The organism is Arthrobacter sp. 8AJ, assembly GCF_902506025.1.
In the GTDB taxonomy this organism is placed as follows: Bacteria; Actinomycetota; Actinomycetes; order Actinomycetales; family Micrococcaceae; genus Arthrobacter.
The window spans coordinates 2,367,643-2,393,277 of the sequence record NZ_LR733289.1; the positions used below are offsets into that span (position 1 = coordinate 2,367,643).

General features: G+C 67.4%; 25 protein-coding genes, 6 tRNA genes and 1 riboswitch. Of the genes, 16 read left to right on the plus strand and 15 right to left on the minus strand.

The window, feature by feature from the left end; all coding sequences use genetic code 11:
• Positions 1-5: 5 nt before the first annotated feature.
• The 10 genes from ribA to BACI349Y_RS11085 all read right to left on the minus strand — a co-directional run bounded on the left by ribA (position 6) and on the right by BACI349Y_RS11085 (position 8,662).
• A complete protein-coding gene (ribA, locus tag BACI349Y_RS11040) occupies positions 6-740 on the minus strand; it encodes a GTP cyclohydrolase II (protein WP_159632139.1) in 735 nt (244 codons plus the stop codon).
• Complete coding sequence (gene ribB, locus BACI349Y_RS11045; protein ID WP_442858409.1) at positions 737-1,522, minus strand: 3,4-dihydroxy-2-butanone-4-phosphate synthase; 786 nt, start codon at positions 1,520-1,522, stop codon at positions 737-739. The genes ribA and ribB overlap by 4 nt, the downstream gene beginning before the upstream one ends.
• Positions 1,519-2,181: a riboflavin synthase gene (locus tag BACI349Y_RS11050; protein ID WP_159632140.1), complete on the minus strand. Its 663-nt coding sequence runs from the start codon at positions 2,179-2,181 to the stop codon at positions 1,519-1,521. Before BACI349Y_RS11050 ends, ribB begins: the two co-directional genes overlap by 4 nt.
• On the minus strand, positions 2,181-3,320 hold the full coding sequence (gene ribD, locus BACI349Y_RS11055) for a bifunctional diaminohydroxyphosphoribosylaminopyrimidine deaminase/5-amino-6-(5-phosphoribosylamino)uracil reductase RibD (protein ID WP_159635549.1): 1,140 nt from the start codon (positions 3,318-3,320) through the stop codon (positions 2,181-2,183). The genes BACI349Y_RS11050 and ribD overlap by 1 nt, the downstream gene beginning before the upstream one ends.
• 171 nt (positions 3,321-3,491) lie before the next feature.
• A riboswitch (FMN riboswitch) is annotated at positions 3,492-3,640 on the minus strand.
• A gap of 39 nt (positions 3,641-3,679) precedes the next feature.
• Entirely contained in the window at positions 3,680-4,357 is a 678-nt protein-coding gene (rpe, locus tag BACI349Y_RS11060; RefSeq protein WP_159632141.1) for a ribulose-phosphate 3-epimerase, read from the minus strand.
• A 49-nt stretch (positions 4,358-4,406) separates the two neighbouring features.
• Positions 4,407-6,038, minus strand: a complete 1,632-nt coding sequence (locus BACI349Y_RS11065) for an RsmB/NOP family class I SAM-dependent RNA methyltransferase (protein WP_159632142.1) — start codon at positions 6,036-6,038, stop codon at positions 4,407-4,409.
• Positions 6,035-6,955, minus strand: coding sequence for a methionyl-tRNA formyltransferase (gene fmt / locus BACI349Y_RS11070; protein ID WP_159632143.1), 921 nt, complete (start codon positions 6,953-6,955; stop codon positions 6,035-6,037). Before fmt ends, BACI349Y_RS11065 begins: the two co-directional genes overlap by 4 nt.
• Complete coding sequence (gene def, locus BACI349Y_RS11075; protein ID WP_159632144.1) at positions 6,952-7,554, minus strand: peptide deformylase; 603 nt, start codon at positions 7,552-7,554, stop codon at positions 6,952-6,954. Before def ends, fmt begins: the two co-directional genes overlap by 4 nt.
• A 77-nt stretch (positions 7,555-7,631) precedes the next feature.
• Positions 7,632-8,486, minus strand: coding sequence for a cytochrome (locus BACI349Y_RS11080; RefSeq protein ID WP_159632145.1), 855 nt, complete (start codon positions 8,484-8,486; stop codon positions 7,632-7,634).
• Positions 8,487-8,590: 104 nt separating this feature from the next.
• Positions 8,591-8,662, minus strand: a tRNA-Val gene (locus BACI349Y_RS11085).
• 361 nt (positions 8,663-9,023) lie between these two features.
• Between BACI349Y_RS11085 and BACI349Y_RS11090 the strand changes: the two genes are divergently transcribed.
• The 7 genes from BACI349Y_RS11090 (at position 9,024) to BACI349Y_RS11120 (ending at position 11,332) form a co-directional block, all read left to right on the plus strand.
• Positions 9,024-9,096 (plus strand) — tRNA-Gly (locus BACI349Y_RS11090).
• A 47-nt stretch (positions 9,097-9,143) separates the two neighbouring features.
• A tRNA-Cys gene (locus BACI349Y_RS11095) sits at positions 9,144-9,214 on the plus strand.
• A 37-nt stretch (positions 9,215-9,251) separates the two neighbouring features.
• Positions 9,252-9,323: transfer RNA gene (locus tag BACI349Y_RS11100), tRNA-Val, on the plus strand.
• Between the two features lie 57 nt (positions 9,324-9,380).
• A tRNA-Gly gene (locus tag BACI349Y_RS11105) sits at positions 9,381-9,453 on the plus strand.
• Positions 9,454-9,486: 33 nt separating this feature from the next.
• A tRNA-Val gene (locus BACI349Y_RS11110) sits at positions 9,487-9,558 on the plus strand.
• Between the two features lie 148 nt (positions 9,559-9,706).
• Entirely contained in the window at positions 9,707-9,970 is a 264-nt protein-coding gene (locus BACI349Y_RS11115; RefSeq protein WP_159632146.1) for an antitoxin, read from the plus strand.
• 141 nt (positions 9,971-10,111) lie between these two features.
• Positions 10,112-11,332, plus strand: coding sequence for a benzoate/H(+) symporter BenE family transporter (locus BACI349Y_RS11120; RefSeq protein WP_159632147.1), 1,221 nt, complete (start codon positions 10,112-10,114; stop codon positions 11,330-11,332).
• Here the strand turns inward: BACI349Y_RS11120 and zapE are convergent.
• The gene (gene zapE, locus BACI349Y_RS11125) at positions 11,329-12,366 is read right to left on the minus strand and encodes a cell division protein ZapE (RefSeq protein WP_159632148.1); all 1,038 of its coding nucleotides are present in this window, start codon (positions 12,364-12,366) and stop codon (positions 11,329-11,331) included. The genes BACI349Y_RS11120 and zapE overlap by 4 nt on opposite strands.
• 215 nt (positions 12,367-12,581) lie before the next feature.
• Between zapE and BACI349Y_RS11130 the strand changes: the two genes are divergently transcribed.
• From BACI349Y_RS11130 to ybaK, 3 genes are read left to right on the plus strand one after another with little or no spacing between them, the layout of a single operon-like run.
• On the plus strand, positions 12,582-13,508 hold the full coding sequence (locus BACI349Y_RS11130) for a sulfurtransferase (protein WP_159632149.1): 927 nt from the start codon (positions 12,582-12,584) through the stop codon (positions 13,506-13,508).
• A 28-nt stretch (positions 13,509-13,536) separates the two neighbouring features.
• Positions 13,537-13,989, plus strand: a complete 453-nt coding sequence (locus tag BACI349Y_RS11135; RefSeq protein WP_159632150.1) for a SufE family protein — start codon at positions 13,537-13,539, stop codon at positions 13,987-13,989.
• A 10-nt stretch (positions 13,990-13,999) separates the two neighbouring features.
• Positions 14,000-14,512 (plus strand): Cys-tRNA(Pro) deacylase, encoded by a 513-nt coding sequence (gene ybaK / locus BACI349Y_RS11140; protein ID WP_159632151.1) that lies wholly within the window; start codon positions 14,000-14,002, stop codon positions 14,510-14,512.
• Between the two features lie 24 nt (positions 14,513-14,536).
• Here the strand turns inward: ybaK and BACI349Y_RS11145 are convergent, their stop codons facing one another.
• The 4 genes from BACI349Y_RS11145 to BACI349Y_RS11160 all read right to left on the minus strand — a co-directional run bounded on the left by BACI349Y_RS11145 (position 14,537) and on the right by BACI349Y_RS11160 (position 20,171).
• A complete protein-coding gene (locus BACI349Y_RS11145) occupies positions 14,537-16,312 on the minus strand; it encodes a multicopper oxidase family protein (RefSeq protein WP_159632152.1) in 1,776 nt (591 codons plus the stop codon).
• 66 nt (positions 16,313-16,378) lie between these two features.
• Complete coding sequence (locus tag BACI349Y_RS11150) at positions 16,379-17,269, minus strand: SDR family oxidoreductase (protein WP_159632153.1); 891 nt, start codon at positions 17,267-17,269, stop codon at positions 16,379-16,381.
• 36 nt (positions 17,270-17,305) lie between these two features.
• Positions 17,306-18,880 (minus strand): succinic semialdehyde dehydrogenase, encoded by a 1,575-nt coding sequence (locus BACI349Y_RS11155; RefSeq protein WP_159632154.1) that lies wholly within the window; start codon positions 18,878-18,880, stop codon positions 17,306-17,308.
• A gap of 1 nt (position 18,881) precedes the next feature.
• Positions 18,882-20,171 carry an alpha/beta hydrolase family protein gene (locus BACI349Y_RS11160; protein WP_159632155.1) on the minus strand — a complete coding sequence of 430 codons (1,290 nt, stop codon included), beginning with the start codon at positions 20,169-20,171 and terminating at the stop codon, positions 18,882-18,884.
• Between the two features lie 231 nt (positions 20,172-20,402).
• Here BACI349Y_RS11160 and BACI349Y_RS11165 point away from each other — a divergent pair, with 231 nt between their 5' ends.
• The 6 genes from BACI349Y_RS11165 to BACI349Y_RS11190 all read left to right on the plus strand — a co-directional run bounded on the left by BACI349Y_RS11165 (position 20,403) and on the right by BACI349Y_RS11190 (position 25,630).
• Positions 20,403-20,894: a hypothetical protein gene (locus BACI349Y_RS11165; protein ID WP_159632156.1), complete on the plus strand. Its 492-nt coding sequence runs from the start codon at positions 20,403-20,405 to the stop codon at positions 20,892-20,894.
• 14 nt (positions 20,895-20,908) lie between these two features.
• A complete protein-coding gene (msrB, locus tag BACI349Y_RS11170; RefSeq protein WP_159632157.1) occupies positions 20,909-21,427 on the plus strand; it encodes a peptide-methionine (R)-S-oxide reductase MsrB in 519 nt (172 codons plus the stop codon).
• A 201-nt stretch (positions 21,428-21,628) separates the two neighbouring features.
• Entirely contained in the window at positions 21,629-22,996 is a 1,368-nt protein-coding gene (locus BACI349Y_RS11175) for a DUF6421 family protein (protein WP_159632158.1), read from the plus strand.
• Positions 22,993-23,739, plus strand: a complete 747-nt coding sequence (locus BACI349Y_RS11180) for an SDR family NAD(P)-dependent oxidoreductase (RefSeq protein ID WP_159632159.1) — start codon at positions 22,993-22,995, stop codon at positions 23,737-23,739. Before BACI349Y_RS11175 ends, BACI349Y_RS11180 begins: the two co-directional genes overlap by 4 nt.
• 42 nt (positions 23,740-23,781) lie before the next feature.
• Positions 23,782-24,879 (plus strand): threonine aldolase family protein, encoded by a 1,098-nt coding sequence (locus tag BACI349Y_RS11185; protein ID WP_159635552.1) that lies wholly within the window; start codon positions 23,782-23,784, stop codon positions 24,877-24,879.
• A 58-nt stretch (positions 24,880-24,937) separates the two neighbouring features.
• Positions 24,938-25,630: a DUF3000 domain-containing protein gene (locus tag BACI349Y_RS11190; RefSeq protein ID WP_159632160.1), complete on the plus strand. Its 693-nt coding sequence runs from the start codon at positions 24,938-24,940 to the stop codon at positions 25,628-25,630.
• Positions 25,631-25,635: the final 5 nt, after the last annotated feature.

The window sequence follows — 25,635 nt, forward strand, 5'->3', positions numbered from 1 at the left end:
AGACGTCAGTCTTGTTCGTGGTCGTAGGGGGTTTCGGGGGCCGTCACAGGCACGGGATCCACCTGGGTGTCCAGCAGCAGCCGGTGTTCCATGCGGTCCTTCTTGGTGCGCAGGTACCGGATGTTCTGTTCGCGGGAGGGGACCTCCGTGGGAACCATTTCCACCACCGTCACCCCGGCCTTGGCCAGCCTGTTCTGCTTGTCCGGGTTGTTGCTCAGCAGCCGTACTTCATGCAGGCCCATTTCCGCGAGGATCTGCGCCGCGGCCTTGTAGCAGCGGGCATCAACGGGAAGACCCAGCTGCTCGTTGGCTTCAACGGTGTCAAAGCCGGCTTCCTGCAGCGCGTAGGCCTTGATCTTGTTGGCCAGGCCGATGCCGCGGCCTTCCTGGCCGCGGAGATAGAGCAGCGTTCCGCCGTTGTCCCGGATCAGCTCCAGCGCGAAGGCGAGCTGTTCCCCGCAGTCGCAACGGTAGGAACCAAAAACATCCCCGGTGAGGCACTCGGAATGCAGCCGGACAAGGGGAGCTTTTCCGTCGGTGGGAGCATTGGGGGAACTGACAGCCAGATGCTCCACGCCTGTCACGAGGTCCGTCCACGCCTGCGCCACGAAGTCGCCAAAGGCGGTGGGCAGTTGCACCACGGGCCCTCCGCTGACGGGATGGGGCGCGTCACCGGACACCGCGTGGGGCTTCCGGTGACCGTTGTGCTGGCTGTCGTCGCTGGCTGCCGCTGCCGTCATCGTTTCTCCTTTTCTTCACCCGGAACCGCCCGGGCATCCTCATCCGGGGCGCCCCCGGCCCCGGCTTCAAGATACGCCACCAGATCCTCGATGGAGATGAGGGGGCACCCATGTTCAGCTGCGAACGAACGGAGCCCGTCCAGGCGCATCATTTCGCCGTCGTCGTGCACCACTTCCGCGATCACCCCGACGGGCTCAAGGCCCGCCAGGCGGCACAGGTCCACCGCGGCCTCGGTGTGGCCCTGGCGTTCCCGCACACCTCCGTCAACTGCACGGAGCGGGAAAATATGCCCCGGCCGGGTCACGGATGCCGGACCGGCCTGCGGGTCCGCCAGGATGCGCGCGGTCAGGGCGCGGTCCGTTGCGGAGATTCCCGTGCTGACACCGACGGCCGCGTCGCAGGAGACGGTGTAGGCAGTGCCCTTCGCGTCCTCGTTGACAGCGGTCATGGGTGGCAGTGCCAGTGCGTCCGCGCGGTCCCCGGTCAGCGGCACGCAGATCACGCCCGAGCTGTACCGGATGGTCCAGCCCATCAGCGCGGGCGTGGCGTGCTGGGCGGCGAAGATGATGTCGCCTTCGTTTTCGCGGTCCTCGTTGTCGACCACCAGCACCGGACGCCCGGCGGCCATGGCGCGCACGGCATCCGCGATGGGGTCCAGTCCCCGGGCGGGCGCCGACGATGCCCGGCCGGTCACCGGGTCACCGGATGCCGGGGTGCCGGTCACGGCGTTGGTCACGGGGTCATGGGCCACGGCGGGTTCCAGGCGTACTGCTGCGTTCACAGTGCACCTCCCGCAATGGCAGCTTCGCCGCTGCCGGCCGGTGCGGCGGCGCTGCTGAAGGCAAGGAGCCGTTCGGTGTATTTGGCCAGGACGTCGACTTCAAGGTTTACCCGGCTGCCGGTGGTCTTGGTGCCCAGGCCGGTTTCGGCGAGGGTGGTGGGGATCAGGCCCACTTCGAACCAGGGTTCCTGCTCTGCGGCCGGGCTGACCGCCGTCACGGTGAGGGAGACGCCGTCGATGGCGATGGAGCCTTTCTCGGCGATGTAGCGGGCCAGGTTGGCGGGGACGCCGAAGCGCAGCCGCTCCCAGTTGCCCTGCGGTTCCCGTTCGAGCAGGATGCCCACGCCGTCCACGTGGCCTTGCACCACGTGGCCGTCCAGGCGGCCGCCTGCGGGAACACAACGCTCCAGGTTGACGGAGTCCCCTGCAGTGAGCTCGCCGATGGTGCTCCGGACCAGGGTCTCCCCCATGACGTCGACGCTGAAGTCCTTGCCGTCAATCGCTGTTGCCGTGAGGCAGACCCCGTTGACGGCGATGGAGCCCCCAAGTGCCAGGCCCTCGGTGGAGGCGGGCGCATGCAGCCGGACGGTGGCGCTGGTGTTGCCGTCGCGCTCGACGGACAGCACCTGCCCCTGCTCGGCAATAATTCCGGTAAACATCAGTAGCCTCCCTGGGCTGGCTCCGCGGCTGTGCGGGTTGGTGAGTGGTCAAGTGCAACGTGCCGTTGCGGTCTGAGGTGGAGTCTGAGGTCCCGGCCCAGCGTCCGGACCGCGCCGCCGTCGGACGCGTCCCATTCCCACTGCTGGGCGTCGGGAAGGCTGGTGATGCCCAGCCCGTTCAGTGCGGGGGTGCCCGACCCCAGCAGGGTGGGCGCCAGGTAAACGATCAGTTCGTCAACCAGGCCTGCCGCCAGGAAGGAGCTGAGGATGCTGGACCCGCCCTCCACCATGACGTGCCGGATGCCGGACGAGTACAGCATGGACAGGGCTTCGCGCGGGTCGCGGGTGGGAAGGTGGACAGCAAGGCCATCGTCGCCGTGGATTGCAGCGCCCTCCGGAATGTCGCGGAGACCCATGACGGCACGGACCGGCTGCTTGGGCGCGGGGTTGCCGGCGGCGTCCCGGGCGGTCAGCCGTGGGTTGTCCACCATCACGGTCTGGGTGCCCACCAGGATGGCGTCGATGCGGCTGCGGATCCCGTGGTTGTCAGCCAGGGACTCCGGGCTGGAGATCCACTGGCTGGTGCCGTCTTCGGCAGCGATGCGGGCGTCCAGGGTCTGCGCGATGTGCAGGGTGACGAACGGCCGCTTGGCAGCCACCGCCTCGAACCACTGGCGGTTCAGGTCCAGGGCCTCGTCGGCACCCAGGCCGCTGCGGACCCTGACGCCGGCTGCGCGCAGTGTTGCCGCGCCCCCGGCAGCGGGATCGTGGGGGTCGTCCACGGCGTAGACCACATCGGTGATCCCGGCGGCGATGATCGCCTCCGTGCACGGCCCGGTGCGGCCCACGTGGTTGCAGGGTTCCAGCGTGACCACCATGGTGCAGCCGGAAAGGTCCAGTCCGACGGCGGCGGCCTGGGCAATCGCGTCGGCTTCGGCGTGTGCGGTGCCGGCGCCGCGGTGGTAGCCGGCAACGAGCTGCTTGCCGTCAGCGCCTACGACGACGGCGCCCACCAGGGGATTCGCGCCGCGGGGGCCTTTCAGCGCTGCCTGGAGGGCCTGCTCCATGGCGGCGGTTTCGGCTGCGCTGAAGGCGGTGACCACCCCGGCGGCGGGCTGAAGCTTTACGGCGCCCGTCATGCGGCTGCCGTTGCGGAGGTGTGGCCTGCCTTTGAAGCGGCAGGGCTTGCGGCGTTTAAGAGCCATCGCTGGGGGTTCATTCGTGTGTCGTTCCTTCCCTGTCGAACCGCGATGGCTCCGGGGATACGACAGCAGAACGCTGCGGAGCCAAAAGGCTGCGCAGATACAGCTGTACGTGCTTCTCTCATCCAGACTTTAACTGTCGGTACCGGAATTCCACCGGTTCAACCGTTCGCCGGAGCCCTCCTGGGAGAACAACGGCGCGCGGGTCGCGGACTGTCACCGCCGGTTCGGACTTACACCGACCCCGGAGCACGTATGTGTGTTGTTATTGTGCCACAACCGGGATGGGCTCCCGGTTATTCCGTCGCCGCGCGTAATGTCCGGCTGCCCTTGGCGCGCAGCAGGTCGATGGCAGCTGAGGGATCGTCGGCGCCGTAGACGGCGGAACCGGCCACAAAGATGTTCGCCCCGGCCTCGGCGGCCCGGGCAATGGTCTCTTCCGTGATGCCACCGTCAACCTGGATGGCCACCTCCAGCCCGGAGCCTTCCACGGCCGCGCGGGCCCTGCGGATCTTGGGCAGGGTGATGTCCAGGAACGCCTGGCCGCCGAAGCCCGGCTCCACCGTCATGATGAGCAGCATGTCGAGTTCCGGCAGCATGTCAAGGTATGGCTCCACCGGGGTTGCCGGGCGCAGGGCCATGCCCGCTTTGGATCCCCTGCTGCGCAGTTCCCGTGCCAGCTTGATGGGCGCAATGGAAGCTTCGGCGTGGAACGTCACGGAGGCCAGGCCGGCGTCCGCGAAACCAGGCGCCCAGCGGTCCGCGTCGGCGATCATCAGGTGGGCGTCAAGCGGTACGGGGCTGACGGCCTGGATCCGCTGCACGACGGGCAACCCGATGGTCAGGTTGGGCACGAAGTGGTTGTCCATGACGTCAACGTGCACGGCGTCGGCATTGCTGATCCGCTGTAGTTCGGCCTCAAGGTTCACGAAGTCGGCGGAGAGGATGCTCGGATTGATGCAGCATTGCGTCACGGGGGTGCCTTTCAAGGTGCGTGGTGGAAAACCCAGGCGTTCTGCCCGGTCAGGCCTTCTTCTTTATCAGGGCCAGGAACATCGCGTCGGTGTGGTGGATATGGGGCCAGAGCTGCGCCGTCGACTCGTGGCCGGCGCCCAGGTTCCCGGTCAGGCTGACCGCGTCCAGGGCCGCACCGGCATTGAGTAGTTCCAGGTCAGGGCGCTTGCGCAGGATGTCTTCCACGACGGCTGTTGTCTCGGCGGGATGCGGTGAACAGGTCACGTAGGCCACCACTCCCCCTGGCCGGACGGCAGCCAGGGCCGAGGCCAGCAGTTCGCGCTGCAGCGGCCCGAGATCCGCAATGTCCTTGGGCGAGCGCCGCCACCGGGACTCCGGCCTGCGGCGCAATGCTCCCAGGCCCGTGCAGGGAACGTCCACCAGGACACGGTCATACCGCGCGGGCTGCTCACCGCCCACTTCACGGCCGTCACCGGTGCGGACCTGCCAGCTGCCGTGCGGAACGGCGGACAGTGCCTGGCTGACCAGCTTTGCCCGGTGCGGCGCGGGCTCGTTCGCGAGCAGTTTGGCGCCCCGCTGGTGTGCCAGCGCACCAAGGAGCGCTGCCTTTCCGCCGGGACCGGCACAGAGATCAAGCCATGCTTCAGCGTCACCGGCCGTGGGTTCACTTCCCGCGCCGCCCGCTCCCCCGGGTGCACCGAGGTCCACCGCGGCCAGGGCCCTGGCCACCAGCTGGGAACCGACGTCCTGCACCCTGGTGGTACCGGCGCGGACGGAGGCCAGGCGGCCCAGGTCCCCGCCGCTGGAGAGGGCCGAGCCTTCGACCAGTTCCCCGGGGGTGGCGCCGTTTTCCAGCGCTTCGTCCAGGCTGCCCAGGCCGGGCAGGGCTACGAGGTTAACCACAGGTGCGTCGTTGTCCGCTTCCAGCAGTTCGTCGATCTCTGCTGCGGAACGGCCGTGGGCTACGAGGGACTGGCGCATGGCCCGGACGATCCACTCGGGGTGGGCGTACCTCACCGCGGCTACCTTCGTAGCGTCGGTTTCGCCTTCCACCAGCAGGTCCAGCCATTCCTCCAGGCTCCGGGCTGCGACTTTGCGAAGGACGGCGTTGATCAACGTCGACGGTCCGGCGCCGATCACGGCGCGGGCCAGCCCCACGGTCTGGTCCAGTGCAGCGTGGGCGGGGACCCGCATGGCAAGCAGTTGGTGGGCACCGATGCGGAGGGCATCGAGGATGGCCGGGTCAAGCTGCGCCAGGGGCCGGTCCACGCACCGCGCCAGGATGGCGTCATAGGTTCCCTGGCCGCGGAGGGCCCCATAGCTCAGCTCGGTGGCGAATCCGGCGTCCCGCTTGTCCAGGTGGTGGTGCCGGATCCGTGCGGGCAGGACCAGGTTGGCGTAGGCATCCTCCGCCGCCACGGCGCGGAGCACCTCGAAGGCCACCAGGCGGGCGGGATCTGCGCGCCTGGTGCGCTGGGACGGCGCCTGGTCGGTGAAGCTCCGTTGCGGCCCGCGGTTGCGTTCCCGCCCCTTGGCGTTCCGCCGGCTGGCGTCCCGGGGACCGCCGTTGCCACGGCCGCCGCCGGAAGGTCCGCTGCTGCCGCCCTGCCCGCCTTTCCCGGCGCCGCTGCGTCCCCCGGCACTTCCCCGTCCGCCCGTATTGCCTTCGGACCCGGTCATTCGAACACCACGCTCTCCAGTGAAGCCAAACCGCGCGCCCAGTCGGCGGCGGCCATCATCTTTTTCCCGGCGGGCTGGATCCGGGTAAGTTCCACCGCGTGCGAACCTGTCCCCACCAGCACGGCCTTGTCCCGCAGTGCCACGGATCCCGGGGCAAGCCCGGAAACATCCGGCCGCAGCCGCACCGGCTCAAGTTTGACCCGCTGCCCGTCCAGCACGGTCCACGCACCGGGCTCGGGGGTGACACCGCGCGCCTGCCTGCTGATGGCCAGGGCCGGATGCGCCCAGCTCAGGTGGCCATCCTCCAGGGTCAGCTTCGGCGCCAGCGTGACATCGCCGGCCTGTGGCTGCGGCGCTGCTTTACCGGCATCGATGGCAGAAAGCGTCTGGGCCAGCAGGACCGCGCCGCTGTGGGACAGCCGTTCCAAAAGGTCACCCGCCGTGTCCTGGGGCTTGACGGCCTCCGTCAGGGTGCCGAAGACGGGCCCGGTGTCCAGGCCTTCCTCAAGCTGGAACGTCACTGCGCCGGTGACGTCGTCCCCGGCCATGATGGACCGCTGGACGGGCGCCGCCCCGCGCCAGGCGGGCAGCAGGGAGAAGTGCAGATTGACCCAGCCGTGCCGCGGAATGCCCAGGGCATCGCGGGGAACCAGTCCGCCATAGGCGACGATGGCCGCGACGTCCGGCTGCACCGCGCTGATGCTGGCAATGGCCTCGGCATCGACGCGTGCGGCACGGATGACCTCGATGCCCAGTTCCGCGGCCCGCTGGGCAACGGGCGACGGCGTCAGCACCCGTTTCCGGCCCAGCGGCGCGTCGGGCCGGGTCAGGACGGCAACGACGTTGAAGCCGGCGTTGACCAGCGCTTCCAGGGAGGGAACTGCGACGGCGGGTGTCCCCGCGAAGAGGACCCTCACCCGGCTGCGCCGAAGCTGGAGCCGGGGGTGCTGGTTCCGCCAAAGCTGGTCCCGCCGAAGCTTGACCCCACACTCTTGGCGCGTTTGGCTGTGGTCCGTCCGGCGACGGCGTCGTAATTGGCGTTGCGGATGGACCTCAGCGCCGCCTTCCGGTCCTCGCCCTCGAGGCGGTCCGTGTAAAGGATGCCGTCCAGATGGTCGTTTTCGTGCTGGAAGCAGCGCGCCAGCATCCCCTCGCCGTCAATGGTGACCGGGTTGCCGTGCATGTCAACGCCGGTGACACGGGTGGCGCGGAAACGGCGGACCGGGAAGCCCAGGCCCGGGATGGACAGGCAGCCCTCCACGTGGTCCGGCTGGTAGTCCTCGCTGTTCTCCAGGACAGGATTGATGATGTGGCCCTCGACGCCGTCGATCCGGTAGGTGAAGATGCGCTTGCTGACGCCGATCTGGGGAGCGGCAAGGCCGGCTCCTTCCACGTCCTCCATGGTCTCGGTCATGTCGGCGACCAGTTTTGCAAGGTCGGGTCCGAATTCCGTCACGGGATCGGCAACTGTGCGCAGCACAGGATCGCCGATGATGCGGATATTCAGAATAGCCATGCGCTGGGTGTCCTCACGGTTGGCGGGAAAGTGAACCTGTCCAGTTTAGGTGCAGTCTCTTCACGTGCACCGTCTCCTTAGGCAGTACGGGCCAGGGGCGGGGGTGCGATGGGCAGCAGCGCAGTGCCCGCGCCGATGGTGTCCGCGGAAAGTTCCCAGACGCGGCGCAGGGCGCAGAACTTCCACCAGTGGTGCTTGAGGACCTCAGGGTTGGCCCGGACGGGGCGGACCTCCGTTTCGCCGATGGCAACCGCCAACAGGACCGGGTCCTCACCGTACTTCCAAGGCTCCCAGGTCCCCGCCTCCGGATCCACGAGGCTTTCTTCCGCCTTCATGCCGGCAACCAGCTGCATCACCACCTTGTCATCCAGGGGCTTGACCTGACCGTCCCGGGTTGTGCCCTTGGTCTTGTAGTCGATCAGGCAGATGCGTCCGTTGATCCTGGCCACGAGGTCAAGGGTTCCGGCGTATCCCACCGAGTTGTTCCAGACCGTGATTTCCGGGGCGATGGGCTCCACGCGGAACAGTTCCCACCATTCGTCGAAACGCACGGCGAAAGCCTCCTCCCCGTTGGCGGCCAGGGCGTCGCGGGCTTCCTTCATGGAATGGGGGCGTCCGAGCGCCCGCAGGGCCACCTGCTCGCAGTAGTTATGTACCCGGTCCCCGCGCCTGGCGGCGTCATCCCGGTACGTTTCGGCCGCCTTTGCCGCACGGTTGATGGCCTGCTTGATTTTGGCCGGGCTCCCCAGGCAGTCGGAGAGCAGCGGATCGTTGGCCAGGCTGCTCGCACCCATATAGCCGAACCAGCCATCGAGGCCGTGCGGCTGCTGGCTGATCACCGTGGTGATGGAAGGAACCGAGAACTGCTCAGACGTTGACCGTGCGTACATCCGGCCGTATTCGGTGGCGTGGGCAAGAAGCGGATCAGTCATACAAAAGACTCTTTCACAGGGGGCCGACAAAATCTCCGGCGGCAGGAGCCGCACGCAAAAAAGGTCCGTTTCCGCTGCTGATGAGCGGAAACGGACCTCTGCGGTGGGCGATACTGGGTTCGAACCAGTGACCTCTTCGGTGTGAACGAAGCGCGCTACCACTGCGCCAATCGCCCCGATGCATTTGAATGCTAGCCCACGTCTGCCCCAATTGAAAAATCGGGCCGGCGCCACACTCAAAGCCATGCTCCATGGGGGTCCTGCAGCCACGTCCACCCCCGCCCGCGCCTGCACGAAAGCAGCGCATCACCTGCAGGAAAGCAGCGCATCAGGCATTACAAGGTGGGGCGGCCGTACTCACCCCGGCCGGAATTACACGCCTGTAACTCGAAAATTCCGCGGAATTCCGCGGTTGCAGGGGCCATGCGGGCCGGCCGCGCCGGGGCGATTTGGAGTTTCCCGGAACCTCCTATATTGTTTTTACTCGTTGGAACGCGAGGAAATGCCGGAAACGGCAAGGAATCAAGCCTCCAAAATGCGGACGTAGCTCAGCTGGTAGAGCACCACCTTGCCAAGGTGGATGTCGCGAGTTCGAATCTCGTCGTCCGCTCGCAGGACACTGTCACAGCAAACATTCTTCGGAATTGACGCTAACACGGTGGGTTGGCCGAGAGGCGAGGCAGCGGCCTGCAAAGCCGTATACACGGGTTCGAATCCCGTACCCACCTCGGTGAAAACCATGGTTTCCGGGTTTCCGGATGCAATGGGCGATTGGCGCAGCGGTAGCGCGCTTCCCTGACACGGAAGAGGTCACTGGTTCGATCCCAGTATCGCCCACTCGGCAAGGCAACTTGCCGGCAGAACCGCCGGATTTTCCGGAACAATCTGCACAATGCGGACGTAGCTCAGCTGGTAGAGCACCACCTTGCCAAGGTGGATGTCGCGAGTTCGAATCTCGTCGTCCGCTCTCTTATATCCCATCAGCCGGTCTTCCGGTTCCGGGCGATTGGCGCAGCGGTAGCGCGCTTCCCTGACACGGAAGAGGTCACTGGTTCGATCCCAGTATCGCCCACACACGAACAGCAGCTCTCCGGAGCTGCTTTTTCCGTTTAAGCCGCATCCGCTGCTGGCGAACGTGATTCCCTTGGCACGCCTCCCGGGCCCGGATAGGATCGAATGCGCGAGGAGCGACCTGGCTCCGCGATAGAAGGGAGGTGCCCGTGGGTTTGATTGACGATCTAAAGGGCAAGGCTCAGGGTCTCATCCGCGGCAACGAGCAGGCCATCAAGGACGGCATCACCAAGGCCGGCGATTTCGTCGACACCAGGACCGGCGGCAAGTACGCAGGCCACGTCGACAAGATCCAGGATGGCGCTTCCAAGCTCGTTGACAAGAACGGCACCCCGGGGCAGGAACCTGCCGCCGAGCAGGTTCCCCCGGCAGCTCCTGGAAATCCGGTTCCGCCGGTTGACAGGGCTCCGTAGAGGATTTGGCCAGGGCTTTGCCCGGCACGTCAAGGAGGTGCGGGTCCCGCCGGGAGGCGGCACCCGCACCTTTGGCGTTTAACGGCGACATTCGCCGCCCCGGATTGCCGGTTGCCAAACCCGGGCCGGTAACCTGCCGGTATGCCCAAGTCCCCCGCACCCACCACGGCAACCAAGCCCGGACTGGCCCGGACCGATTCCCGGCCGGTGGTCGCAGGGATCGTCACCGCGCTGGTGGGCTTCACCTCATCCTTTGCCGTGGTCCTGGCCGGACTCAAGGCAGTCGGCGCTGATCCTGCCCAGGCTGCGTCCGGCCTCCTGGCCGTAACGCTCACCGTCGGACTCGGCGTGCTGGTGCTCGCCTGGCGTTCGAGGGTCCCGGTGACACTGGCCTGGTCAACGCCGGGCGCAGCACTGCTTGCGTCATCGGGAGTGCCCGACGGCGGGTGGCCGGCCGCCGTCGGAGCCTTCCTCGGTGCGGGCCTGCTGCTGGCCATGACCGGCCTGGTGCCGGCGCTTGGCAGGCTGATGGCCCGTATCCCGACTTCCCTGGCCCAGGCCATGCTGGCCGGTGTCCTGCTCCAGCTCTGCCTGGCACCCTTCAAGGCCCTCGGCTCCGCCCCGGCGTTTGCAGCGCCGGTGATCTTGTGCTGGCTGCTGATGATGAAGTTCGCCCCGCGCTGGGCGGTGCCGGCAGCCCTGCTGGCCGCCTTGGGCGTGATCGGAATAACCCTGGTATCTGCCGGAACCCCTGTTGAACCGGCAGGCCTGGTCCCGGCACTGGCTTGGACCACACCCGCGTTCAGCCTCCAGGCGATGGCGGGCCTTGCGCTCCCGTTGTTCGTGGTGACGATGGCCTCGCAAAACATTCCCGGGGTGGCCGTGCTGAGGTCTTTTGGATATGAGGCACCGTGGCGCTCGGCGATGCTCGTCACGGGGGCGGGAACTGTTGCTGGGGCCCCGTTCGGCGGCCACGCCATCAATCTCGCGGCGCTCAGTGCTGCCCTTGCCGCCGGCGAGGAAGCCGGCGGGGACCGGAGCAGGAGGTGGATCGCGGGCTTCACGTCCGGCCTGGCCTACCTGGTGCTGGCTGCGTTCTCGGCCGCCCTGGTGTCGGTGGTCAGCAAAGCGCCGGCCGGGATGCTTGAAGCCGTTGCCGGGCTGGCACTGCTCGGCACCCTCGCCTCGGCGGCCTCGGCAGCCCTGGCGGACCCGGACGACCGGATTGCTCCGGCCGTTACGTTCCTGATGGCCGCGTCCGGCCTGGCGTTCGCCGGGATCGGCTCTGCTTTCTGGGCGCTGCTGGCCGGACTGCTGGTCCGGCTGGCGTTGCGGCCCCGGCCCGGGAAGAAGTCCGCCTAGGAGGGCTCGTGGTTCTGGCCTTCACGGGCAAGCGCAGTGAGGCGGGAGACGGCGCGGAAGTACTTCTTCATGTAACCGCCGGACATCATCTCTTCGGTGAACAGCTTGTCGAAGGGGACGCCGCTGGCCAGGATCGGCACGTCCTTGTCGTAGAGCCGGTCTGCAAGGACCACGAACCGCAGCGCTACAGCCTGTTCCGTGATGGTTTCCACGTTGCGCCACACCACGCCGTCAATGCCGTGGATCAGCTGGCGGTAGCGGCTGGGGTGCACGCCGGCCAGGTGGTGGATGAGGGTGGAGAACTCATCCTGGGCCACGGTCTTCCCGTCGAATTCCGCCTTCATGTGCGCGTTGAGCTCGCTGTTCTTCAGCGGCGCCGGTGCAGCCGGGAGGCCACGGTGCCGGAAGTCCTCGCCGTCGATGCGGATCACGTCGAACTGGTCCGCCAGGACCTGGATTTCGCGCTGGAAGTCCACAGCGGCGAACCGGCCATCGCCCAGGGAGCCGGGCAGCGTGTTGGACGTGGCAGCAAGTTTGACCCCGGCGTCAGCCAGCTCACGCATGAGACGGGACATCAGGACGGTGTCGCCGGGATCGTCCAGTTCGAATTCGTCGATGCACACGAGCTGGTAGCTGCTCAGCGCGTCCACCGTTTTGCGGAAGGAAAGGGCGCCCACCAGGTTGGTGTACTCCACGAACGTACCGAAGGCCTTGGGGCCTGGCGACGCGTGCCACAGGGAGGCGAGCAGGTGGGTCTTGCCCACGCCGAAGCCGCCGTCCAGGTAGATTCCCGCCCTGGATTCGTCCTTCTTGCCGAACAGCTTCTTGAAAAGCCCGCCTCCGTTGCCCGACCCCACGCCGTCGGCAAATCCCTCCAGGGCACGCACGGCGGCGGCCTGGCTGGGCTGCTTCGGGTCGGGGCGGTAGCTCGAAAAGGAAACCTCCCCAAACCGGGGCGAGGGGTAGAAGCCCTTAAGGAGTTCGTCCACCGATACTGCCGGAGTGCGGGCGGCAAGCTGTTCGATCTGTACCAAGGTGGTCCGTTCTGCTGGTGGTTGGTCCCCAGAAAGGATACCGGCAATGCGGGCCCTACCCGGGCGGGACGGCGGCCTCACGCCCCAGGGCGTGATGAAGGCAACATTTCGCCCTATTAACGGAATACGGACAACCCCACGGGCGCTGGTTAGTGTGGGAACAGGTTCCAATGCATGTTCCGCGGTTTCCCGTGCTCTTAGTGAAAGGCCAAGCCATGCCCTACCCGGTTGAACAGAATGAGAAGTTCGCAGCCTATGCCCACCCGGAGCGGCTGGTCTCCACTGAGTGGCTTGCTGCCGCCGTTGAAAGCGGTGCCGTGGCCCGCGGCGAACTCGTCGTGGTGGAGTCCGACGAGGACGTGCTCCTGTACGAAACCGGCCATATCCCCGGCGCCGTCAAGATCGACTGGCACACGGACCTGAACGACGACGTGGCCCGCGACTACGTTGACGGTGCCGCCTTCGCTGAACTCGCGGCGTCGAAGGGCATTTCCCGCGACAGCACCGTGGTGATCTACGGCGACAAGTCCAACTGGTGGGCCGCCTACGCCCTCTGGGTCTTCACGCTGTTCGGCCACCAGGACGTCCGGCTGCTGGACGGCGGCCGGGACAAGTGGGTTGCCGAAGGCCGCGAATTGACCAGGGACCGGCCAGCTCCCGCTCCCGGAAACTACCCGGTGGTGGAGCGTGAGGACGCCCCGATCCGCGCCTTCAAGGATGACGTCCTGGCCCACCTGGGCACCGGTCCCCTGATCGATGTCCGCTCCCCCGAGGAGTACACCGGTCAGCGCACCCACATGCCGGCCTACCCGGAGGAGGGTGCCCTCCGCGGTGGCCACATCCCCACTGCAGCGTCCATCCCGTGGGCACGCGCCGCTGCCGCCGACGGCACCTTCCGCAGCAGGGAGGAACTGGAAGCCATCTACCTCGGCGAGGCCGGCCTGGCCGAAGGCGACGACGTCGTGGCGTACTGCCGCATCGGCGAGCGGTCCAGCCACACCTGGTTCGCCCTGAAGTACCTCCTGGGCTTTGAGACCGTCCGCAACTACGACGGATCCTGGACCGAGTGGGGCAACGCCGTGCGCGTCCCGATCGTCAAGGGCGCCGAGCGGGGTTCCGTTCCCGTCGCCGTCGGAGCCTGACCCCGCTCCCCCGCGTAGACTTGGAACGATGACTACTCAAGCTTTGCCTTCCGCCCTGGCGGCGATCGTGGACGATTTCCAGGCCCTGTCCGAACCCGAGAGGCTGCAGCTGCTGCTGGAGTTCTCGGAAGGACTGCCGGAACTCCCGGACCGGCTCAAGGACCACCCCGAACTCCTGGAGCAGGTGGTGGAATGCCAGTCGCCGCTGTTCCTCACCGTTGAGACGGGAACCAACGACGACGGCGCCGTCCGCCTGTTCTTCAAGGCACCGCCCGAGGCGCCCACCACGCGCGGTTTCGCCGGGGTGCTGCACGAGGGCCTGGACGGTTTGACAGCGGACGAGATCCTGTCGGTTCCGGACGACATGCCGGAGCTGCTGGGACTCACCCGCGCCATCACCCCCCTGCGCATGCGGGGCATGACCGCCATGCTGGGCAGGATCAAGCGCAAGGTTGCCGCAGCATCCCGCAGCCAGGCCTGACCCCGCCGTTATGGCACGCAGGAACAACTCCCAGGGAACCCCGGCCACAGCGGCCCTGACCGCGGCCGGGGTTCCCTTTGTGCTGCATCCGTATACCCATGACCCCTCGGCGGCGAGTTACGGTGTGGAGGCAGCCGAGGCTTTGGGGATCGATCCGTCCCGCGTCTTCAAGACCCTGATGGTGGACGTGGAGGGCAGGCTCGCGGTGGGCATTGTTCCCGTCAGCGGAACCCTGGACCTGAAGGCAATGGCCATGGCGCTGGGGGCCAAGAAGGCCGCCATGGCAGATCCCGCTGCAGCACAGCGCCGCACCGGCTATGTCCTCGGCGGCATCTCCCCGCTCGGCCAGCGCCAGCCTTCCCCCACGGTGCTGGATTCCAGCGCCCTGGGACTGGAGACCCTGCTGGTCTCGGGCGGCCGGCGGGGCCTGGACATTGAGCTGGCGCCGGCTGACCTGGTCCGGCTGACAGACGCCGTCACGGCTCCCATCGGCTCCCTGGCCGCAGGCAACCTCCGGGCTTAGCCGCAGCAGGGGTGGTTCATTCCGCTACTCGATGATGTACCGCTGCATCATCTCGTTGTCCTCGTGCTCCAGGATGTGGCAGTGCCAGACGTACTCGCCACTGAAGGATGAGCCGATGGCCAGCGGGGCTCCATCCGCCGCCCCTGCCCCGAACGGAACACGGATCCTGGTGACTTCCCCGGGCATGGCAATGACCGTGTCCTTCCAGCCCTGCTCATGTGCCGGCGCCCCTTTAGGGCGTCCGATCAGGAAGGGCCGGACCGGAACGGCGCTGCCGCGGCCTGGCGTCACCAGGCCGGTCCCTGGGTCTACATAGCCGGTGGCTGCCAGGTACCCGTCGACGTCGAATTTTTGCCGGTCGCGGACCTGGAACTGGGTGAAGTGCACATGGATCGGGTGGGCATCCCCCGTGGTATTGATTAGTTCCCATTCTTCGAGGCTGTCGCTCCGGACCCGGAGAATGTCTTCGCTCTCGAATTTTCGGTTGTTCAGGAGCGCCATGAGGGGAACCCCGGCGGCGTTGGCCACTTCCACCAGTGCCATGGGCCTGATGGCCTCCGGGGTCCTGGCCACCAGATCGGTGATGGAACAGTCCCGGAGGCTGCCAGGCATCGGCGCTGTGTATCCGGCCTGGGATGTCACAGTGAACTGCATGATTTGCGGCAGCGGGAGTCCCCCGAGCTGGATGGTGGCGGGGCCGTCCGGGTAGGGGACGCGGGCACTGTTGGCCAGAACAACCCGTGTGCCGGGCTTGTGTCCGGCGAAATCGATCACGATATCCGCCCGCTCGCCCGGTCCCATGAGCAGCCTGTTCAGCCTGACCGGTACGTTGAGCAGGCCGCCGTCCGTTCCTATTTGGAAGAAGGCGAGCGCCGCGCCATCCACTGTGAACTTGAGGTCGTAGAACCGGGCATTGGAGCCGTTGAACATGCGGAGCCGGTACTTCCCCCGGGCCACGTCGAGATTCGGCCGGCACTTGCCGTTGACTGTTGCCGCGTCGCCGAAGAACTCCGGCGCCCAAGGACGCGGTGTTCCGCCGGCAGTGGAAAGGTCCGGGTTCGGCGGGTACGCAAGCGTGCCGTCGGGGTTGAACATCTTGTCCTGGATGATCAGCGGAACTTCATAGGGCGGCGGGGGCAGGTGGGTACCGTCGCCGGTATCTATTCCTGATCCACCTGAGTCCCGCAACAGGTAGCCGCCGGCCAGCCCCGCATAGACATTCAACCGCGTAATGCCGAGCGCGTGGTCGTGGTACCAGAGACCGGCCGCGTCCTGGTCGTTGCCATACCTGTATGTGTAGGAAGCGCCGGGCCTGAATGCCTGCTCGGGACCGCCGTCGAACTCTGGCCTGGTGTTGCCTCCGTGGAGGTGCACGGACGTCCTGGGCGCTGCAGCATCGTTGCTGCCGGGAGGAACGAGCTCCGCGTCGACGGCGTAGCCAAGGGGATGCCGTTCGATCCCGTTATGGACGGTGAGGCTGAATGGGGTTCCTTTCCGGGCGACGATGACCGGGCCCAAATATGTACGGGAGGAGGTCCCGTCCTGGTACGCCAGGGTGTCGGCCACACCCATGCCGGCCTGGAAGCGGTGCTGGGCGTTTCGCATCCAGAGAGACGCAGTGCCGCCGGCACTCATGTCCAGGACGCCGAGTTCGGCCAGCGTTGGAAGCTGCTCGGTGAATTGGCCGGCCTGTCCTGGCGTGGCAATTGCCCGCCCGCTTCCCGGTCCATACGGCTGCGTCGCAACGGCCGCACCGGCTGCGGCGCCGGCTTGCAGGAGTTGCCGCCTTGTCAGATACATTGTGGGCCCCATTTCAATTGCCTTGATGGTTCCCCCCTTGCAGCCGACGGTAGGCAGCTCCCTTTGTCAGCGCCAGGGCCGAGTGTCCCCTTCCGGTGAAAGGGCCGGGACGTGCCCTGGGCCTTCCCGGACCGGCTCCCCCGCGCGGCTGCCGGGACGGCCCGTGAAGTGGTCCATGGTGCGGTTGACGCCCAGCACATCCATGAGCCGGTCAAAGACGCCGACCGGCAGAATCCGCAGGACCGGAAGCAGGTTCACCAGGGGCGGCAGGACCAGTTTCCGGCGGCCGGCCTCGATCGCGTCAAGGACTTCAGCGGCCACGTCCTCCTCCTCAAGGATGGGGAGGAGCCGGGGCCAAAGGGTCTGGACGCCGTCGAACATCCCCGTGTTGATGTAGTAGGGGCAGACCACCAGCGTGTTGACCCCGGTCTGGTCCGCCCGGAGCTCGGCCCGCAGTGACTCGGTGAAACCGAACGCGGCGAATTTGCTGGCGGAGTAGTCCGTCTGCCGGGCGACGCCCACCATCCCCGCAGCACTGGCAATGGTGACCACGGTGCCGTGCCCCCGCTCTGCCATCCCGCCGAGGAAGGCGCGGGTCACCCAGTACAGGGCCATGACGTTGACGTGCATGGTGCGTTCGATGGCCTCATCCGTCGCATCAAGGAGCCGGTGCCCGCTGACCACCCCGGCGTTGTTCACCAGCACATCCACCGGCCCGGTCCTCGCTGCGGCGGCCTTGACCGCCTCCCGGTCCGTGACATCCACGGCGTGGGCTTCAGCCTGCGCGCCGGCGGCCCGGATTTCGTCGCGGACCGCAGCTCCCGCTGCCGCGTCCACATCCCAGATCACCACCCGGCTCCCGCGCCGGGCGGCGCCGAGTGCCAGGCGGCGGCCCAGCCCGCTTCCCCCTCCCGTGACCAACAGTGTTGCACCGGAAAGTCGTGTTCCTTTGGCCATCTCAGTTCTCCTCGGGTGTTGGCACAGGCTGTGTCCTCAGCGGTTTCGGGGAAGGCGGCCCATCAAGGTGATGGCCCCTTTCATGATCCGTGCGTAGGCATGGTTGGACATTCCGGGGGCGGGGGCCACCCGGAGCAGCCGCTGCACGGCGATGGTCTGCGGTTCCGTGTACTTGAGGATGCCTTCCCGGCCGTGGCGGCGGCCCGCGCCGGAGTCCTTCATGCCGCCGATCGGTGCATCGTGCGAGGCCCAGGTGGCCGCATAGCCCTCGTTGACGTTGACGGTCCCCGTCTGGAGCCTGCGGGCCACTGCTTCGCCGCGGCGGGCGGACCAGACGCTGGCGTTGAGCCCGAAGTCGGAGTCGTTGGCCAGGGCGACGGCGGCGTCGTCGTCGGCCGCGCGGTAGACGGCAACCACCGGCCCGAACGTCTCTTCCCGGGCGACGAGCATCTCATCCGTAACCCCGGCCAGGACGGTGGGTTCATAGAACAGCGGACCCAGGTCCGGACGGCGCCGTCCTCCGGCCAGGAGTTGGGCGCCTTTTGCGAGCGCATCCTGGACGTGGCGGTCCACCCGCTCCACCTGTGCCGTACTGATAAGGGACCCCATGCCAATGTCCCAGTCCGGTCCGGACCCCATCCGGATGCCCTTCACCTTGGCTGTAAACGCCGCAAGGAACCGGTCATAAAGGTCGGCATGGACGTAGATCCGCTCAATGCTGACGCACAGCTGCCCGGAGTTGGAGAAGCAGGCGGGCACCGCGCCGGCAGCCGCTTTGCCCGCGTCCGCATCCGCGAGCACCAGCATCGGGTTCTTGCCGCCCAGTTCGGCGGAGAAGCCGATCAGCCGCTCAGCGCACTGCCTGGCGACGGTCTTGCCGGTCCTGGAGGATCCCGTGAACATCAGGAAGTCCACCCGCCCGATCAAGGCAGGCCCTATTTCCGTGCCCGGTCCCGTGACGATCCGGAACAGGTCCTCCGGAAGGCCCGCCTCCCGCAGGAGCCTGAGCATCAGCAGGGCCGTGAAGGGCGTCTGCGAGTCAGGCTTCAGGACGATGCCGTTGCCCGCCAGCAGGGCCGGGATGGCGTCCGAAACCGCAAGGGTCAATGGATAGTTCCAGGGGCTGATGACACCCACAACCCCCTTGGGTATCCGGTATTCCGTGGTGCGCGTGAGGACCGGGGCCGCGCCCTTCCGGCGGCGCGGGCGGAGGTACCGGTCAGCTGTCCGCTCGTAATAGCCGGCCGTCAGGACCACGTCCGCGAACTCCTCGAAGGCGCTCAGCCTGGACTTGCCGCTCTCCGCCTGGACCAGGTCAAGGACGTCCTGCTCGCGGTCCAGGAGCAGCGCCAGGAACCGCCGGATCACCGCGCGGCGTTCGGCGATTGGCTGGGCTGCCCACTGCCGCTGCGCCATGCTCGCGGTTTCGACGGCGGCATGGACGTCGTCCGGGGTGCATACGGGTACTTCACCCACCACTGAGCCGTCGAAGGGCGCGTGCGAGGCCTGCGCCGGCCGTCCGGGGCCCGACGACGCCACGAGCCCGGCAAGCTCCGCCGCCAGCTCCCTGCCGCGGCCGGTCACAGTTCCTGCCGGGCGTGCTTTCGCCATGTCAGGCACCCGCCTGCGTGGGCTGGGCCGAAGATTTCGCCTCGCGTCCAGGGGTCAGGCCGGAGCCGGAGCCGGGATTGAGGCGCGGAGCGAGCTGCTGGCGCAGCCAGGCCTTCACCAGCCGTTCCCAGCGTTCGGGGTCCACATTCCATTCCTTCGTATGCCGTGCGTGGTTGAACGTCTCGAACGTCACCATCTCCGGGTTCCGCTCGGCCAGCAGGGCGGACGGCCCGTACGGTACGTACTCGTCGTCGACGCTGTGGATGATCAGTGTTGGCGTCCGCAGCTCGACGGCCCGGGACACCCAGTCCATGACTTTCAGGTCCACGGGCGCTGAGAGGCCCGTGAGCCTGCGTCCCAGGGGGTGGCCCAGCATCAGCTGGCCGTACCTGCCCACCAGCGACGGAATCCGGTTCAGCTGCGCATGGTGGGCAAGCACTGTCACCCAGTCGATGACCGGTGCGTCCAGCACCATCGCCCTGATCAGGTGGCGGTGGCGGGAGAGATCGGCAGTCTGCAGGCAAATGGCCCCTCCCATGGACCAGCCGAACAGGACAACTTCCTCGGCACCGTTGGCCATCGCGTACCCGATGGCAGCCTCGATGTCCTGCCACTCCGTCGACCCCAGGCCGTAGCGGCCGTCATCGGCTGACGGTGCCAGCCCGTCATTCCGGTAGGACACCAGCAGGCTGGTCAGGCCCAGTTCCAGCGCGGGTCCCACGGCCCGCAGCGCTTCCTGCCGGGTGGCACCGCGCCCGTGCACCATGATGGCCCAGGTCCGGGCAGTTCCCTTTGCCCGGACCAGCCAGGCGGGAGCTTCGCCGCGCTCGACGGGAATCAGGACGTCCTCGGCAGGGATTCCGACGGCGGCCGGGTCCGGGTAGGTGGCACCGCTCCACCATCCCCAGCGTGCCGTAAAGAGATCCCCGCTGTACACGGCTTCGACCTCGCGCAGCACAGTCCGCTCGGCGGGCGAGTAGGAGACGATGCGGCCGATCCGCGCGTGCCCTTTGCCGCCGTCGAAGAAGAACCCGTAGACGCCGTCCACCGTGGTGTCATCATCGGCAGCTAGGATCACCTGCAGCTTCTGCCCGTCCCGGATCACCGCCAGGACTTCCTTGTCGGCCGCCCGTTGCCGTGCCGGAGTGATGACCCGCCGCGCGAAATACACGGCGAGCGCCGAGGAACCCGCTCCCAGCAGGCCCGCCACCGAGCCGCCGGCGATGGCGCCGCCAACGGCCCATTTGGCCCCCGGCGACACCCCAACGGATTCCCTGGTGGATGCAGTCATTGCAGGGCGCGCTCGCCGGAAAGGTGCCATGGGACTATTCTTACCGGCCCTGCCGCAGATACCCGCATTCCCGCACCCGGGCGGCACGGCGACGCCGGGCCGGCCCGGGAGGGACGCGGGCCGCGGTGCAGTTCAGGGGCCGGTGCAGTTCGAGGGCCCGCGCAGTTCAAGGGCCCGCGCAGTCCAAAGGCAGGCAGTGCGGGGGCCAGCGGGCGGGACTAGGCTAAGGCCATGAGTGATCCCATCGTCATCCTGACTGAAGAACCCCTGGGCGCGGACGACCGCGTTAACATCGAACGGCTCGTGGATGGTGCGGACAGCCGCCTGCTGGTCCTGGTCCCGGCCAATACCGAGCGGCACCTGCTGGTGGACTTCCTTGAGAACCTGTCCATGCTGGACGTTGCCAAGGCTTTCCGCGAACTCGCCGCCCGCAACCCTGATGCCGCCACCGAACGGGCGCACGCCGACGAAACCCTGGCGGCCTCCCTCGCGGCGCTCGAGGGACTGGGCTCCGGCGTGACCGGCCAGGTGGTGGACGGCAAGGCGGTTGACAGCCTGGTGGCCAAGGTCCGCGAAACCGGCGCTTCCCAGGCCGTGGTGATCACGCGGCCGCATGCCGTGGCCGATACGTTCCACACTGACTGGGCCAACAAGGCCCAGGACCAACTCGGCGTCCCCGTGCTCCACCTGTACGCGGGCTCGGGATTTATCGGCGACTCCTAAGCGTTGGGAAAGCTATGAGCATCTTTGGAAACAGCATCTTCGGCAACAGGGCACCGGGCGTTGGCGCCGGAACGCAGCATGGCAGCGCACAGGAGGCTGCTGACAGCGAGGCCGCAGTCCAGAAAAGTGATGCCCAGTGGCGGGAGGAACTGACTCCGGAGGAATACCACGTCCTGCGCCAGGCGGGCACGGAACGGCCGTACACCGGCGAATACTGGGACACCCATACGGAGGGCGTGTACCAGTGCCGCGCGTGCGGCGCTGAACTGTTCACCAGCAAGGAGAAGTTCGATTCCCACTGCGGGTGGCCCTCCTTCTGGGCCCCTTTGACCGAGGGCAAGGTGCGCTACATCCATGACCGCACCCTGGGCATGGACAGGATCGAAGTGCGGTGCGCCGCCTGCGACTCGCACCTGGGCCATGTGTTCGAGGGTGAGGGCTACGGAACGCCCACCGACCAGCGCTACTGCATCAACTCGGTCTCCCTCCGGCTCGTGGCCAAAGAGGCAGCCGGCGACGGACCCCAGGGCTAAGCGATAAGCACCACGGGAAGTCCCCGCAACCCGTCCAAAAAGACCGGCCCCCAACTGTTCCCACAGCCGGGGGCCGGTCTCGTTCCTCCCCAGCCGGGCCATAGGGTAAGAATTTCTTATTCAACAACCCTTCGGGCATAAGTCCTGCTGGTTGCTTGTTACGCTCACCAGAGAAGCAAGCAACCAGAAAGGCAGCCGACGATGACAGAGACCCTGACCACCGCCGTCACCGGTATTTCCGCGCAGAACGAGGATTGGCTGCGGCTCAAGGGCGCAGCCACCGCCCTGCAGGCCCTCCAGGTCCAGGACGGTTCCGTCCCCGAGCCCGCGGACCACACGGCGGCAGCCCGGTCCGTGGAAACCATCGTGGAGGCCCTCACGGCGCTGGCCCCCGCCTTCCCCCACGATGCGGAGTACCTTGAGGCCGCCTGCGCTGATTTCCGGGCATGGGCCGCGGGCGGGTTCGCCGTCCCGGACTTCCTGTCGTCCCTGCTGGCGTTCCAGCCGCAGCAGCAGCGCATTGACGGCCTGCAGCACCTGGTGGTGTTCCCCATGTACACCCAGAACGGCAGCAGCAACCGGCTGGTTGAGGCCGTGCTGGTCGAAGTGATCTGGCCTGAGTTCATCGCGGGACTGGAAGCCGGCGACTATTCCAACAAGCTGTTCGTCCCCATCCGCTTCGTCGATTTCACGCCCGGCTACGACACCAACTCGGCCGTCCTCTTCCCCGAGACGGTAGCGGTCAGCCAGACCCCCACCTTCACCTGGGGTGCCATCTTCGCCGACCGCGAAGCTGCCCGGTTCCGCCGCGTGCTCAAGGCGGCCGCGGCGATCACCTCCCTGGAGCTTCCGGAGGGCGCGGCCGAACTGCTCGTTGACCAGGACCTCACCGAGGCCACCTTCGTCATGTGGGACCTGATCCACGACCGGACGCACATGCGCGGCGACCTGCCCTTCGATCCCTTCATGATCAAGCAGCGGATGCCCTACTTCCTGTACTCGCTCGAGGAGCTGCGCTGCGACCTCACCGCGTTCCGCGAGTCCGTCCGGATCGAAAAGGACGACGCCGCCGACCCCGAGGCCCGGCGGCACGCCAGGCTCGTGCAGTACGCCATCATCTTCGACCGCATCTTCCGCTTCGCCATCACCGGCAGCCGGGTCCGCAACTATGACGGCCTGGGTGGCCAGCTCCTTTTCGCGTGGCTGCACCAGCAGCACGTACTGCACTGGACGGACACACGGCTTACCATCGACTGGGATGAGGTGGCGGACGCTGTGATCGCGCTCGGAGCCAGCATCGATGACCTGTACTGGCGCTCCATCGACCGGCCCAAGACCGCCCACTGGCTGGCGGCCTACCAGCTGGTGTCCGCAACCGTCACCCCCAACCCGGCCTCCGTGTGGGCCAAGGGGCCGGACGCGCTGCCACTGGCGGGAACACCCCGCGGCCTCACGGACCAGGTCCTGGACGACGAATTCCCGCTGTCCATGTTCTACGAGGCATTGGAGAAGAAGATGCGCCCCGTCATTGAGTCAACCGCCGGGATCACCGGCCACTCAGCCCTGTGACCCCTTCCGGCACCGCCGCTGCCGCCCACACCACCGGGTCCCTGACCGTCCTGGTGGCGGGCGGCAGCGGCGCATCCGGCGTCGCTGTTGCGCGCGCACTGGCTGCGGCCGGGCACCGCGTGGCCACCGTGGGATCGGAACAGGCCAGGATCACGGAGGCTGCGGACAAGGCGGGCGACGGCGTCACCCCCTTCACATGCGACCTCGCCGATCTCCAGGCCGTCCGGCAGCTTCGGGCAGAGGTCAGCGCCGCCGTCGGGCCCTTTGACGCCGTGATCCACCTGGTGGGTGGCTGGCGCGGGGCCAAGGGCATCGCCGACCAGTCCGACGACGACTGGGACTTCCTGGAGCGCGGGGCCATCACCACACTGCGCAACGTCTCCCGCGTCTTCTTCGACGACATCGCCGCATCTCCGGCCGGCAGGTTTGCCATGGTGTCCTCCACCGCCCTGGACAAACCAACCGCCGCGGTGGCCAGTTACGTTGCAGCGAAGGCCGCCGCGGAAGCCTGGACCATGGCCATGGCGGATGGCTTCCGCCGCGCCGCCGGGGACGGCGGACACCTGGCTGCTGCCACCATCCTGGTGGTCAAGGCACTCGTTGACGACGAACTGCGCCGCGCGCACCCCGAGCGGAAATTCCCGGGGGCCACGGACGTGGCTGACCTGGCCGCCGCCGTCGTACGCCTTTTCGGCACGCCGTCCGCCGAACTCAACGGGGTCCGCCTCCGGCTGGCGGGCTGATACCGCCATGACTGTACCTACACTGAAAGCGTGAGCAACCCTATGACGACAACAGCAGAAACACGCTCGACGCTGCGGCTGCACGACCCCAGCGTGCGCGGCTTTGCCTCCGACAACTACTCCGGCGTCCACCCCGAGGTGCTGGCAGCCCTGGCTGCAGCCAACGAGGGGCACCAGGTTTCCTACGGCGAGGACCTCTACACCGCACGGCTGCAGGAACTGATGGTGGAACACTTCGGCCCGGGCATCGAATGCTTCCCGGTCTTCAACGGCACCGGCGCCAATGTCCTGTCCCTGCAGTCCCTGCTCCCCCGCTGGGGCGCCGTGGTGTGCGCTTCCACCGCCCACATCAACATGGATGAGAACGGGGCACCCGAGCGCATCGGCGGCATGAAGCTGCTGCAGGTCCCCACCCCGGACGGCAAGCTGACCCCGGAGCTGATCGACAGGGAGGCCTGGGGCTGGGGCGACGAGCACCGTGCGCAGCCGCTGGCCGTCTCCATCACCCAGACCACTGAACTGGGCACCTGCTACACCCCGGAGGAAGTGCGGGCCATCGCCGACCATGTCCACGCAAAGGGCATGAAGCTGCACATGGACGGGGCACGGCTGGCCAACGCCGCCGCCCACCTGGACCTCCCCCTGCGGGCCTTCACCAGGGACGCCGGCGTGGATATCCTCTCTTTCGGCGGGACCAAGAACGGGCTGCTCTTCGGCGAGGTAGTGGTGGCGCTGAACCCTGAGGCCGCCCACGGCCTGGTGTACCTGCGCAAGATGAACATGCAGCTGGCATCCAAGATGAGGTTCATGTCCGCCCAGTTCATCGCCCTGCTCGAAGACGGCCTCTGGCTTCGCTCCGCCTCGCATGCCAACGCCATGGCCTCCCGGCTGAGGGACGCCGTTGACACCATTGAGGGCGTCCGCCCCACCCAGAAGACGGAATCCAACGGCGTCTTTGCCATCCTTCCACCCGGCGTGGCGGACCGGCTGCGCAGTTCGTTCCGCTTCTACGACTGGGACGAGGCAGCAGGGGAAGTCCGCTGGATGTGCTCCTTCGACACCACCGAGGAGGATGTTGATGCCTTTGCCGCCGCGATCCGCCATGAACTGCGGGATTACCGGGATGGCCAGGCAGGGTGACCGTCCGTTGACGGCGAGCCTTCCTGCCCGGCCCCGCCCGGCCCCGTAATCTGCCAAGGTGAACGCACTTGACCAGGTTCCCCCGGATTTCCTCCACGCCTTGGGAACCCTCAGGAAAGCCCGGTGCCGCAAGGAATTGCACCTGGCCGAAATCCCTGCCCCTGCGCGGCTGGCTCCGTTCGCCGTCGCACTCGGTGCCGAAGTCATGGCCCCCGGCACAGGCAGCCTTTCCACGCCCGTCCACGGACCGGCGGCACTGGCTTTCGCAGCAGCATCCGGGACCGCCGCCGCAGGAGCTGCGGACGACGACGAGACGGAACTCGCCACCGGACGGTTCATCCTGCTGCACGATCCGGACGGCTCAGCGGTCTGGGACGGTGAGTTCCGCATCGTGACCTACATACGGGCCGAACTGGAACCGGAAATGGGCAACGACCAGATGCTGGGAACCGTGGCATGGACGTGGCTGGTCGAAGCGCTGGAGAACCACAAGGCCGCTTACAGGGCAGCCGGCGGCACAGCCACCCGCGTCCTGTCCGAAAGCTTCGGCACCCTGGCCGGGCGCCCGGGTTCCATCGACATCGAGCTCCGGGCCTCCTGGACGCCGGATTCCTCCGATGTCCAGGCACACCTGGAAGCCTGGTCCGACATGGTCTGCACGTTCGCGGGCCTGCCGCCCCTGCCCGACGGTGTGACGGCCCTTCCGCCCCGGCGCCGCGGCCGGCAGAACGGTTATGGGGCAGCCCGGTAAACTGG